The organism is Streptomyces sp. TLI_55, from assembly GCF_900206255.1.
Taxonomy (GTDB): Bacteria; Actinomycetota; Actinomycetes; order Streptomycetales; family Streptomycetaceae; genus Streptomyces; species Streptomyces aquilus.
This window is the reverse complement of sequence record NZ_OAOJ01000001.1, coordinates 3,909,270-3,921,544: the sequence shown is the minus strand read 5'-3', so window position 1 is coordinate 3,921,544 and position 12,275 is coordinate 3,909,270. Positions and strand designations below refer to the sequence as shown.

Sequence of the window (12,275 nt, the reverse complement as noted above, 5' to 3'; positions counted from 1 at the left end):
TGATCCGCTCCAGTGCGTGGACGAAGAGCGCATGCATGGCCGATCGGGTTCCCTGCGAGCGCGCTGAACGACATCGCGTGACACAACCGGGACAATCACCACACGAAATGAGCCACCTGCCGGCCGAGGAGCACCTCGGCACCACCGCCGCGGGGTGTTCCGCGCACCGGCGCGGCGAGAGCGCGGGCGCCCCGCCCCGCCCCCGTCACCGACCCCCGTACAATTCCCCGTACGACAACCACTCCCCACCCGGCCCACTCACCGACTCGGCCGCACGCACGGCACGCACGATCGCGCGCGTCACCATGTCGGCGCCCGCCGCGAGGAGCTCGTTCAGCGCCAGGGGGTGCTCGGCGTCGAGCGCGCGCTGCCCCGTCGCCAGACTGAACACCGTGTCGCCGTCGTTCAGGAGGTGCACCGGCCGCACGGCACGCGCGATCCCGTCGTGCGCCGTGCCCGCGAGCTTCTGCGCCTGCGCCTTGGACAGGTCCGCGTCCGTGGCTACGACCGCGAGCGTGGTGTTCAGGAGGGGAGGCGCGTTCTTCGCCGCGGTCTCGGCAAGGCGCCGGCGCGCGGCCTCGTGGACATGCGCCTCCGGGTAGTCCACGCGCCCCGCGAACAACTCCCCGTACAGAACGCCTGTTTCCGGATCCATCACGGACCCCGCCGCGTTAGCCACTACCAGCGCGGCGACCGTGATCCCCGACCCGAGCACGACGCTCGCGCTGCCGATCCCGCCCTTCATCGGCCCGACAGCGGCGCCCGTGCCCGCGCCCACGCCTCCTTCCCGTACGCGCGCCCCGGGCGCGCTCGCCGCGGCCGCCTCCACCGCCGCCCGCCCCAGCGCCGCATCCGGCCTCGCCCGGAAGTCGCCGCCCCGCCCGAGATCGAAGACGCAGGCGGCCGGTACGACGGGAACGACATGCGTCGGATCCGCCCCGACCCGCACCCCGCGCCCCTGTTCCTCCAGCCACGCCATCACACCGCTCGCGGCGTCGAGCCCGTACGCGCTGCCGCCCGTCAGGACGATCGCCTCGGCCTTCTGCACGACGTTGCGGGGGTCGAGGGCGTCGGTCTCCTTGGTGCCGGGCCCGCCCCCGCGCACATCCACGGCGGCGACGGCGCCGCCTTCCGGGGGGAGCACCACAGTGGTGCCGGTCAGCCAACCGTCACCGGTGCGCGTCGCGTGTCCCACGCGCACACCGGCGACATCCGTCAGAGCGTCAACTGTCATGCCACCAGTCTCGTCCAGGCCGCACCGGCACCGGCCCACCCGCGCGGCACCGGCACCGGCCCACCCGCGCCGCACCGGCACCGGCCCACCCACGCGGCACCGGCACCGACGCGGGCGTCGGCGGCACATCACCCGACCGGTGCCGCTGCCGCCTCCCGGCTCTCCCGGGCCACCATGCGCGCCGTCAGCGTCGTCCCCGTCGCGACCGCGAGCGCCGAGACGACGCCGGCCGCGAGGACCGCCCAGTCGCCCAGGAACGTGGAGGCGATGACCAGCAGCGCCGTGACCGGCAGCACCAGCTGCTGTGCGGTGCCCACCTTGAAGTAGCGCGAGTGCAGGGCCCAGACGGTGAGGAGATACAGCGCCGTCGGCAGCGTCACGGCGGCCGACGCGGCCAGCGTGGAGATGTGGGCCTTGCCGACGGCCTGTTCGACCGCCACCTCCAGCCCGGCGCCGATCGCGGCGGCCGAGGCGAAGATCAGGTAGTGGCCGTAGCCCCACAGGAACGCCTGCCTGTTGCTGCGCAGCCTGCCGTGGATCGGCACGACGAAGTAGATCCACCACGCCGCGAACACGATCAGCAGCCCGCCCGTGGCGATCGGCAGCAGTTCGCCGAGCGCGTCGTTCTCGTCGACGGCGGACTTCACGGCGATCGTGGCCGCGGCGATCGTCTCGCCGAGGACGATGATGGTGAACAGCCCGTACCGCTCGGCGATGTGGTGCGGATGCCAGGAGGAGTTGAAGTCCTTCTCCGCGTACATCGGCACGCACATCTCGATCACCGCCATCACGAGGAACACCCACGGCCGCGCCCCCTCGGGCAGGACCACGAGCCCCGTCCAGCCGACCATGCAGAGCAGCACGCCGATGGCGTACCGCAGGGCCATCGTCCGCTCCGCACCCTCAGTGGACAGCGCCACGCGTATCCACTGCGCGGACAGGGCGAGCCGCATGATCACATAGCCCAGCCAGACGGCCAGGAAATCGTGGTCCTCGAAGGCCCGCGACACCCCGGCCGCGAGCACCAGCACGCCGGCGATCTGGATCAGGGTGACGACCCGGTACAGGACGTCGTCGTTGTCGTACGCCGAGGCGAACCAGGAGAAGTTCATCCAGGCCCACCAGATGGCGAAGAAGACCATCGCGTAGTTGAGGATGCCCTCGCCGGCGTGCCCCTCGGCGATGGAGTGCACCAGTTGCACGCCCGCCTGGGCGATGGCCACCACGAAGCACAGGTCGAAGAAGAGCTCCAGAGGAGAGGCGACCCGATGGGCCTCGTCGCGCCCGCGGGCGCTGAGCCGGCGCAGAGGGCTACGGGGGGCGTGCGCGTCGGAAGGCGCCGGGGACGGAGTCGAACTGGACGTCATGCGTCCAAGCACATCAGATACCGGCCAGAAATTCTTGTGAACGGATTCACAAGCGGTCAGGGGTCCAAAGGCCCGGAGAAAGCGCCAGGTCAGCTGGACCGGCCGCTTTCCGGGCCGCGCGGTGTCGGGACGTTGGTCCCGCAGATCGGGACCAACGCGGCCCGCGGAGCCGCCCGCCCGGGCGTGCAATGGAGCCGTACCGACGAAGCGATGTGGAAGGTGCGGGCCATGACTGCCACCCCTGCGGAAACCACGACCGTCACTCCCGCCGAGGAGACGGCGCAACACACCTCGGCGCCGGGGGACGCCTGGGTCGGCTTCCGCGGCGGGCTGTGGCGCGACGCCATCGCCGTCCGCGACTTCGTCCAGAGCAATTACGCCCCCTACGAGGGCGACGCCTCCTTCCTCGTCGGACCCACCGAGCGCACCAGCAAGGTCTGGAACAAGCTCCTCGCGCTGTTCCCCGAGGAGATCGCGCGCGGCGTCCACGACGTCGACGTCAGCACCCCGTCCCGCATCGACGCCTTCGCGCCAGGCTGGATCGACCCCGGCGTCGACCTGATCGTCGGCCTCCAGACCGACGCCCCGCTCAAGCGCGCCATCATGCCCAACGGCGGCTGGCGCATGGTCGAGAACGCCCTGGGCGCCTACGGGTACGAGGCCGACCCCGCCGTCCGGGAGATCTACACCAAGTTCCGCAAGACCCACAACGACGGTGTCTTCGACGCTTACACCCCCGAGATCCGCGCCTGCCGCTCCTCCGGCATCATCACCGGGCTGCCGGACGCCTACGGCCGCGGCCGCATCATCGGCGACTACCGCCGCGTCGCCCTCTACGGCGTCGACCGGCTCATCGTCGCGAAGCGAGCGGACAAGAGCGCACTCGAAGTCGAGTGGCCGAGTGCGGAGGTGATCCAGGAACGCGAGGAAGTCGCCGAGCAGATCCGCGCCCTCGAAGAACTCAAGGCCATGGCCCTCTCCTACGGCCACGACATCTCCGGCCCCGCCCGCACCGGCCGCGAGGCCGTCCAGTGGCTCTACTTCGCCTACCTCGCCGCCGTCAAGGAGCAGAACGGCGCCGCCATGTCGATCGGCCGCATCGATACCTTCCTCGACATCTACCTCCAGAGGGACATCGAACGCGGCCTGCTCACCGAGACCGAGGCGCAGGAACTGATCGACGACTTCGTCATCAAGCTCCGCATCGTGCGCTTCCTGCGCACCCCCGAGTACAACGAGGGCTTCTCCGGCGACCCCACCTGGGTCACCTGGTCCATGGCGGGCCTCGGCGAGGACGGGCGCCCCCTGGTCACCCGCACCACCTTCCGCGCCCTCAACACCCTCTACAACCTCGGCCCCGCCCCCGAGCCCAACCTCACCGTCTTCTGGTCCCCGCGCCTGCCCGACGCCTTCAAGGCGTACGCCGCCCAGGTCGCCATCGACACCAGCGCCCTCCAGTTCGAGTCCGACGACCTGATGCGCCCCAAGTACGGCGACGACACCGCCATCGCCTGCTGCGTCTCCGCGATGGCCATGGGCAAGCAGATGCAGTTCTTCGGCGCCCGCGTGAACGTCGCCAAGGCCCTGCTGTACGCCATCAACGGCGGTCGCGACGAGGTCTCCGGCAAGCCGGTCGTCGAGGGCTTCGAGCCCATCACCGACGACTACCTCGACTACGACACCGTCCTCGCCCGCTACGACGCCATGCTCGGCTGGCTCGCGAAGACCTACGTCCACGCGCTCAACGTCATCCACTACATGCACGACAAGTACGCCTACGAGCGCCTCGAAATGGCCCTGCACGACCGCAAGGTCCTGCGCACCATGGCGTGCGGCATCGCCGGCCTGTCGGTCGCCGCCGACTCCCTGTCCGCGATCCGGCACGCGCGCGTGAAGGTCGTCCGGGACGAAACGGGCCTCGCCGTCGACTACGTCGTCGAGGGCGACTACCCGGCGTACGGCAACAACGACGACCGGGCCGACGAACTCGCCCGCTGGATCGTCCACGAGTTCATGGAGAAGGTCCGCCGCCACCCGACGTACCGCGACGCCGTGCACACCCAGTCGGTGCTGACGATCACCTCGAACGTCGTCTACGGCAAGAAGACCGGCCACACCCCCGACGGCCGCCGCGCGGGCGCCGCCTTCGCGCCTGGCGCCAACCCCATGAACGGCCGCGACGAACATGGGTACATCGCCTCGGCGCTCTCCGTCGCCAAGCTCCCCTACGACGACGCGGAGGACGGCATCTCGCTGACCAACACCATCACCCCGGACGCCCTGGGCCGCAGCCCCGGGGAGCGCGCCGCCAACCTCTGCGGCGTCCTGGACGGCTACATGGCGAGCGGCGGCTTCCACATGAACGTGAACGTGCTCGACAAGGCGACCCTCGAGGACGCGATGGAGCACCCCGAGATGTACCCGCAACTGACCATCCGGGTCTCCGGATACGCGGTCAACTTCATCCGCCTCACGCGCGAGCAGCAACTCGACGTCATCAACCGCACCTTCCACGGATCGCTGTAAGGGGGCAGGACGATGACCACGCTTCTTCCGCCCGCGCCGACCACGCCGACGCCGGGCGGCGGCACCTGTGCCGCGGCGGCCACCCCCGCTGCCGCGGCGACGCGGCGCCCGGCGGTCGGCTCGGTCCACTCGTGGGACCTGTCGACCGGCGTCGACGGCCCCGGCACCCGGTTCGTCACGTTCCTGTCCGGCTGCCCCCTGACCTGCCTGTACTGCCACAACCCCGACACCTGGCGGATGCGCGACGGCAAGCGCACCACCGCCGACGACGTGGTCGCCGAGGCCGGCAAGTACACGCGGTTCATCGCGGCGGCCGGCGGCGGCGCCACCGTCAGCGGGGGAGAGCCACTGCTCCAGCCCGTCTTCACGGGCGAGCTGCTGTACCGCTTCAAGCACGAACTCGGCCTGCACACCGCCCTGGACACCTCCGGCTTCCTCGGCGTCCGGGCCACCGACGCCCTGCTGCGCGACACCGACCTGGTCCTGCTCGACCTCAAGTCCTGGGACCGCGCCACCTACCGCAAGGTCACCGGCCGCTCGCTCGACCCCACCCTGGACTTCGCCCGACGCCTGGCCGGCCTCGGCAAGGAGGTCCACGTCCGCTTCGTCCTGGTGCCCGGTCTCACCGACGCCCCCGACAACATCGCCGGTGTCGCCGCCTTCTCCGCGACGCTCGGCAACGTCAGCCGCGTCGACGTCCTGCCCTTCCACAAGCTGGGCGAGGCGAAGTGGCAGGGCCTGGGGCGGCCCTTCGCCCTGCACGACACTCCCTGCCCCACCCCGGAGCAGGTCACCTCGGCCAGGGGTGTCTTCGACGCCCACGGGCTCTACGCGGTGTGACCTCGTACGCCGACCGGACCGTCCGGGGCGGCCGCCGCCGGGGCCGTACCCTGGACGCATGAGCACCGCCCCCGACCCCGAGCCGCGCGCCCCCAAGCCGTCGCTGATCTTCGACGACCCGCTGGACCAGCAGTCCTCGGACGACACGGACCGCGGCTGGGGCGAGCGCCCCGGTACGGACGGCGCGGCGGACCTGAAGCGCTTCCTCGACGAGAAGCCGCCCCACCACCTCTGAGCCGTCCGCCGCACGGCCCGCCACAGCAGGCGGGCCGTGGCGGCGGCTACCGCTCGTCGTGGCCCGAGCCGCGCTGCGCGACCAGCGCGTCGCGGATCTCCTTGAGCACCTCCAGCTCGGTGACCTCGATGATCTCGTGCGTCCCCTCCTTGGCCTTCCTGCGGGCCTCCTGGCGCGCCAGGTACTTCGACATCGGCAGCACCATCAGGAAGTACACGACCGCCGCGGTGATCACGAAGCTCAGCGTCGCGCCGAGCACCGTGCCCCACATGATCGGGATACCGCTCTTCACCGTGCCGTCCGCCGCGACCTTGCACGGGTCCTTCAGGCACGAGCTGTAGTTGTCGAGGTTCTTGGTCCCGATCGCCCCGACCAGCGGGTTGATCACGCCCTTCACCACCGAGTTGACGATGTTGGTGAAGGCCGCGCCGATGACCACCGCCACGGCCAGGTCGACGACGTTCCCGCGCATCAGGAAGGCTTTGAAGCCATCCCAGACGTTCGGCTTCTTCTCGCTCACCTAGGGGACTCTCCTCGCACGCACAGGTTGTGGAACAAACAGCTCCGCAACCTACGTCAACCTGAGGTGACCCTGTCCAATTGGGGAGCTTGAAAGGGGGACGTGACAGAAATCCGCGCACCAGGCGGATCACATGGCTCAACACAGCGTCACCGCCAGCCGTGCCGTCGCACTCGCGCCCGCGAGGCGCGCCGCGATGGGCCGCGGCACCGAGAGCACGACCAGCGCCCCGCTCTCGGCAGCGCCCTCCAGCGGCTCCGGCACCTTCTTCACCCGCGCCCCGCGCGCGATCACCCGCGCGTCACCGCCGGTCGCCGTCGACTCGGCGGCGACCACGTCGACCCGGTCGCCCGGCCGCAACAGCAGAACCGTGGCCCCGTCCGCGATACGCACCGGTGCCGTCACCATCTCGACGGCGCGCTGCTTCCGCACCGGCGCGGCCGCCGGGTGCCCGCGCGCCCCGTCCGCCTCGTCCGGGCCGACGGCCAGCAGCGCGGCGGCCGTGACGGCGAGGCCCGCCGCGATGGCCCGCCTGCGATGCCGTACGAGCCTGGCCAGTTGATAGCGCCCGCCCCGTACCCGCACGGGAGCGAAATGCGGCACCTCGCACGTGGCGGGGGCATCGGTGCCCGGCGGGCGCGGGACAAGAGGAGACGGAGAGGGAGCGAAGGACATGGGACCACCACCTGTGACGAGGGACCGGCTTGCAAGGCCACGATGAGGCCTCGCGCCGAATCCCGCCGAGACAGGTGGACGACCGACTGGTTGTGGACAACTCCCTCACCCGAACGGGCAGTTCCGCCCTTCAGGCGCACTGCCCGTGCCGCGTCAGGGCAGTGCGAAGCCCGGATCCATCCCGCCGAGGGCCGTTGTGCACAGGCAGTCCCGATCCTCGTTCGCCGGCAGTGCGGCCACCGCGTCGAACAGCACACCCCGCAGCCGGTCGACGTTGGCTGCGAAGACCCGCAGCACCTCGTCGTGCGAGACGCCCTCACCGGTCTCGGCGCCCGCGTCGAGGTCCGTGACCAGCGTCAACGAGGTGTAGCAGAGCTCGAGTTCACGGGCGAGCGCCGCCTCGGGGTGGCCGGTCATGCCCACCACCGACCAGCCCTGCGCCTGGTGCCACAACGATTCGGCACGCGTCGAGAAGCGCGGCCCCTCGATCACGACCAGCGTCCCGCCGTCCACGGCTTCCCAGTCCCGCCCGCGCGCCGCCTTCAGCGCCGCCGTCCTGCCGACGGGGCAGTACGGGTCGGCCAGCGACACATGCACCACGTTGGGCACATCACCGCCGGGCAGCGGGAGCCCGTCGAAGTACGTTCCCACCCGGGACTTCGTACGGTCGACCAGCTGATCCGGTACGAGCAGCGTGCCGGGCCCGTACTCGGGGCGCAGCCCGCCCACGGCGCAGGGCCCGAGGATCTGGCGGGCGCCCACCGACCGCAGCGCCCACAGATTGGCGCGGTAGTTGATCCGGTGCGGCGGAAGATGATGGCCGCGTCCGTGCCGGGGCAGGAACGCGACGCGTCGGCCCGCCACGTCACCGAGGAAGAGGGAGTCGCTGGGCGGGCCGTATGGGGTGTCCACCTGGATCTCGGTCACGTCGTCGAGGAACGAGTAGAAGCCCGAGCCGCCGATTACGCCGATCTCTGCGTTCGCCATGACCAGCACAGTAGCCGCCCCCGGCGGCGGGCCGGCCCGGGCTCAGAGAAACACCGAGGACCCCGCCGTCGTACGACGACAGGGTCCCGCGTGCGGAGTCCTCAGGCGGCGGAGCTGCTGCTGGAGGAGGTGCCGCTGCTCGACGACTTCGAGTCCGAGGACGACGTCGAGGTGGACGAGGACGACGTGCTGGACGTCGAGGACTTCGACGACGACGCCGGCGAGCTGCTCGACGAGGAGCCGCGGCTGTCATTGCGGTAGAAGCCGGAGCCCTTGAAGACAATGCCGACCGCGGAGAACACCTTCTTCAGGCGGCCACCGCAGTTGGGGCACTCGGTCAGGGCGTCGTCGGTGAACTTCTGCACCGCCTCGAGGCCCTCGCCGCACTCGGTGCACTGGTACTGGTAGGTCGGCACTTGTCTTCCTCCTGGCACTCTCACTCAATGAGTGCTAACGACGGTCCATAGTGACGTATTCCTGAGGATCAGTCCACCGTCACCGGCACGCGGTGACCGACGCCACGTGCGACCGTACGGCTCCGGGGGCGCGCCACGAGCCGTGAACGCAGGGTCAGAAGCGTTGTCAGGGCGAGCAGTGTGCCGGCCATCGGGACCAGGAATCCTGCACCGTCCCAGAAGCGGTCCTCCAGCTGCCCGGCGACCGTGACGGCACCGGCCTGGCCGAGCGCCACCGCTCCGGTCAGCCAGGTGAAGGCCTCGGTCCGGGCACCGGCGGGCACCAGGCTCTCGACCAGCGTGTAGCCGGTGATCAGCGCCGGCGCGATGGACATGCCGACCAGAAGGCCGAGCCCGGCCAGCGCGAGGACGGAGTGCGCGGCCCACAGGCCGGAGGCCGTCAGCGCGAGCGCCACGTATCCGACCACCAGGCGCCGCTGCGGGGCGACCTTCCACGCTATGGCGCCGCACGCGATGCCGGAGAGCATGTTGCCCGCGGCGAAGACGCCGTACAGGACACCGTTCAGACCGGGCTCACCGATCGACTCGGTGAACGCGGCCAGCGAGACCTGCATGCCGCCGAAGACCGAACCGATCCCCAGGAACGCCACGATCAGCACGCGTACGCCGGGGACGCGCAGCGCTGAGGCGTGCTCCACGCGCGCGTGCCCGTCCACCGCGACCAGGGGCTGCGTGCCCTTCTGCGCGGCGAACAGCAGACCGCCGACCAGGGTCAGCGCGGCCTCCGTCATCAGGCCCGCGGCCGGGTCGACCGCGGTGCACAGGGCGGTGGCCAGGAGCGGGCCGACGACGAAGGTCAGCTCGTCCGTGACGGACTCGAACGCCGCCGCGGTGCTCATGAGGGGCGAGCCCTGGAGCTTCACGCCCCAGCGGGCGCGCACCATGGGGCCGATCTGAGGCACCGAGGCGCCCGTGGGAACGGCGGCGATGAACAGCGCCCACAGGGGCGCGTGGGAGAGCGCGAGCGCCGTCAGGGTCAGACCCGACAGCGTGTGCACCAGCACGCCGGGGATCAGCACGGTGCGCTGGCCGTAGCGGTCGGCGAGACGGCCGCTGTAGGGCGCGAACAGCGCCATGGAGACACCGGTGACCGCGGCCGCGGCGCCCGCGGCGCCGTACGAGCCGGTGGTGTGCTGCACGAGCAGCACGATGGAGATCGTCAGCATCGCGAACGGCTGGCGCGCCGCGAAGCCGGGGAGCAGGAACGTCCAGGCGCCGCGCGTGCGCAGCAGTTGCCCGTATCCGGGGCGGGAGGAAGCCGACGAGTCCTTCGACGGCTCGGTGGTGACCGTGGATGCCACGGCCCGTGCCTTTCTGCCGCCTGGTAGCGCGCCCGTGCGGGGGCGCCGAGAGCTGTCCTCATGCGCGGAACTGCGGTAGATACCGGCGCCCACTGCGAGGGTGTCCCGGCCGCCATACGGTCGCGCCAGCTCTGCGTCAGGCAGAGTTGGTTCGATCAGGGTGCGCCTTCATCGTACAGGGACCAACCGCTGATGTTCCTGTGAAAACGAGCACCATCGGTAGCGTTCACCTGCGATTGAGAAGGGTGTGAACTGTGCGAAACACGCCCTTAACGGCATGGGGCGCGCTGAAGCGCGTCGCGCACGCTCCGTCCGGCGCCCCCGCGCACGCCCAGCCGCGGGCCGCCCTCGTCAGCGCCCCGGCGCCGCGCCGTTCGCGCCCAGCCAGCCGGCCAGCTTGCCCCCGTGCCCCACGGCACGCAGTCGCTTCTCCGCCGCGTCCCGGACCGGGTCCGTGGTGACGACGAGCAGTTCGTCCCCGCGGCGCAGCACCGTCGTGGGCAGCGGAACGAACGATTTTCCATCGCGGACGACGAGGGTGACGGCGGCCCCTGCCGGCAGCCGCAGCTCGTTGACCTCGACGCCGTGCATCTTCGACCCGTCGGGGATCGCGACGGACAGCAGATGCCCGCGCAGCCGCTCCAGGGGTGCCGACTCGATGCCGAGGTCGGCGGCCTCGGCGTCCTGGCCCAGGCGCAGCTTGCGGGCGAGCCAGGGGAGCGTCGGCCCTTGGACCAGGGTGTAGACGACGACCAGGACGAAGACGATGTTGAAGATGCGGCGGCTGCCGTCGACGCCGTTCACCATCGGGATGGTCGCCAGGATGATGGGCACGGCGCCGCGCAGCCCGGCCCAGGACATCAAGGTCTGCTCCTGCCACGGCACCCGGAACGGCACCAGGCAGAGCACGACGCTGAGCGGGCGCGCGACCATGGTCAGCACAAGCCCGATGACGAGGGCGGGCCACACGTCGTCGCCGAGCTCGTGCGGGGTGACGAGCAGGCCGAGCAGGACGAACATGCCGATCTGGGCGATCCAGCCGAGCCCCTCGGCGAAACCGCGGGTGGCGGGCCAGTGCGGGAGCTTGGCGTTGCCCATCACCATGGAGGCGAGGTAGACGCCGAGGAAGCCGCTGCCGTGCGCCAGCGCGCCCGCCGCGTACGCCGTCACGGCGATCGCCATGACGGCGATCGGATAGAGACCGGAGGCGGGCAGAGCGACGTGCCTGAGTCCCCAGGAGCCCAGCCAGCCGACCGCCAGGCCTATGGCCGCGCCGATGGCCAGCTCCAGGGCTATCTCGCCGAGCAGCACGTACCAGTGCTCGACGGGGCCCGCGGTGGAGAAGGCGACGACGAGGATGACGACGGGGGCGTCGTTGAAGCCGGACTCGGCCTCCAGCGTGCCCGTCACGCGCGCGGGGAGGGGGATTCTCCGCAGGACCGAGAAGACCGCCGCCGCGTCCGTGGAGGACACGACCGCCCCGATGATGAGCGCCTGCCGCCACTCCAGGCCGATCAGGTAGTGCGCGGCCGTCGCCGTGACCCCGACGCTCACCGCGACCCCGCCCAGCGCCAGCGCGGACGCGGCGGGCAGTGCCGGCTTGATCTCCTTCCACTTCGTGCCCAGGCCACCCTCGGCCAGGATCACGACCAGGGCCGCGTATCCGATGACCTGGGTCAGTTCGGCGTTGTCGAACTTGATGTCGCCGATGCCGTCCTGGCCCATGGCGATGCCGATGCCCAGGTAGACGAGCAGGCTGGGGAGCCCGCTGCGCGAGGAGATCCGGACCGCTGCGACGGCGACGAGCAGGACGAGCGAGCAGACGAGCAGGAGCTGGTTGAGGTCGTGGACGGTCAGCGGCTGTTCCCTTCCCTGGCCCACGGGCATCACGCGCGCGTGGGCTCACGTACATAGGACACGAAGCGGCGGGTCTCCGCACCCAAGTACTTCGTTACCTTACCTAACTCTTGACGATTTCTTGACACTCCTCAAGGCAAGATCGAACGCCCGGCCATTCGGGTTGCCGACTCCGCGTCAAGTGGCGTCGGGCCCTGCGCCTATGGTTGCTCCAGCGCTCATTCAAAAGGACAGCCCGCCCTGCCGCTCGCGTTAGG

11 protein-coding genes are annotated in these 12,275 nt (G+C 70.8%); 3 read left to right on the top strand and 8 right to left on the bottom strand.

Features of this window, described 5'->3' with window-relative positions; all coding sequences use genetic code 11:
- Positions 1-205 precede the first annotated feature (205 nt).
- Both CRP56_RS18020 and CRP56_RS18015 read right to left on the bottom strand, forming a co-directional pair.
- Positions 206-1,234 carry a P1 family peptidase gene (locus CRP56_RS18020; protein WP_097265281.1) on the bottom strand — a complete coding sequence of 343 codons (1,029 nt, stop codon included), beginning with the start codon at positions 1,232-1,234 and terminating at the stop codon, positions 206-208.
- A gap of 128 nt (positions 1,235-1,362) precedes the next feature.
- Positions 1,363-2,601, bottom strand: coding sequence for a low temperature requirement protein A (locus CRP56_RS18015; RefSeq protein ID WP_097265278.1), 1,239 nt, complete (start codon positions 2,599-2,601; stop codon positions 1,363-1,365).
- Between the two features lie 228 nt (positions 2,602-2,829).
- On the opposite strand from CRP56_RS18015, the gene pflB reads away from it, so the two are divergent.
- From pflB to CRP56_RS18000, 3 genes are read left to right on the top strand one after another with little or no spacing between them, the layout of a single operon-like run.
- Positions 2,830-5,127: a formate C-acetyltransferase gene (gene pflB / locus CRP56_RS18010; RefSeq protein WP_097274184.1), complete on the top strand. Its 2,298-nt coding sequence runs from the start codon at positions 2,830-2,832 to the stop codon at positions 5,125-5,127.
- Positions 5,128-5,139: 12 nt separating this feature from the next.
- Positions 5,140-5,967, top strand: coding sequence for a pyruvate formate-lyase-activating protein (pflA, locus tag CRP56_RS18005; protein WP_097265277.1), 828 nt, complete (start codon positions 5,140-5,142; stop codon positions 5,965-5,967).
- Positions 5,968-6,025: 58 nt separating this feature from the next.
- Entirely contained in the window at positions 6,026-6,202 is a 177-nt protein-coding gene (locus CRP56_RS18000) for a hypothetical protein (RefSeq protein WP_097265274.1), read from the top strand.
- 46 nt (positions 6,203-6,248) lie between these two features.
- Here the strand turns inward: CRP56_RS18000 and mscL are convergent, their stop codons facing one another.
- From mscL to CRP56_RS17970, 6 genes are all read right to left on the bottom strand, one after another.
- Complete coding sequence (gene mscL / locus CRP56_RS17995) at positions 6,249-6,722, bottom strand: large conductance mechanosensitive channel protein MscL (protein ID WP_097265272.1); 474 nt, start codon at positions 6,720-6,722, stop codon at positions 6,249-6,251.
- Between the two features lie 138 nt (positions 6,723-6,860).
- The gene (locus CRP56_RS17990) at positions 6,861-7,397 is read right to left on the bottom strand and encodes a hypothetical protein (protein ID WP_097265270.1); all 537 of its coding nucleotides are present in this window, start codon (positions 7,395-7,397) and stop codon (positions 6,861-6,863) included.
- 153 nt (positions 7,398-7,550) lie between these two features.
- Positions 7,551-8,384 (bottom strand): S-methyl-5'-thioadenosine phosphorylase, encoded by an 834-nt coding sequence (locus tag CRP56_RS17985; RefSeq protein ID WP_097274182.1) that lies wholly within the window; start codon positions 8,382-8,384, stop codon positions 7,551-7,553.
- Positions 8,385-8,485: 101 nt separating this feature from the next.
- On the bottom strand, positions 8,486-8,800 hold the full coding sequence (locus CRP56_RS17980) for an FmdB family zinc ribbon protein (protein ID WP_097265268.1): 315 nt from the start codon (positions 8,798-8,800) through the stop codon (positions 8,486-8,488).
- A gap of 68 nt (positions 8,801-8,868) precedes the next feature.
- Positions 8,869-10,161 (bottom strand): MFS transporter, encoded by a 1,293-nt coding sequence (locus CRP56_RS17975; RefSeq protein WP_097265266.1) that lies wholly within the window; start codon positions 10,159-10,161, stop codon positions 8,869-8,871.
- A 351-nt stretch (positions 10,162-10,512) separates the two neighbouring features.
- Positions 10,513-12,048: a potassium/proton antiporter gene (locus CRP56_RS17970; RefSeq protein WP_097274180.1), complete on the bottom strand. Its 1,536-nt coding sequence runs from the start codon at positions 12,046-12,048 to the stop codon at positions 10,513-10,515.
- Between the last annotated feature and the right edge of the window lie 227 nt (positions 12,049-12,275).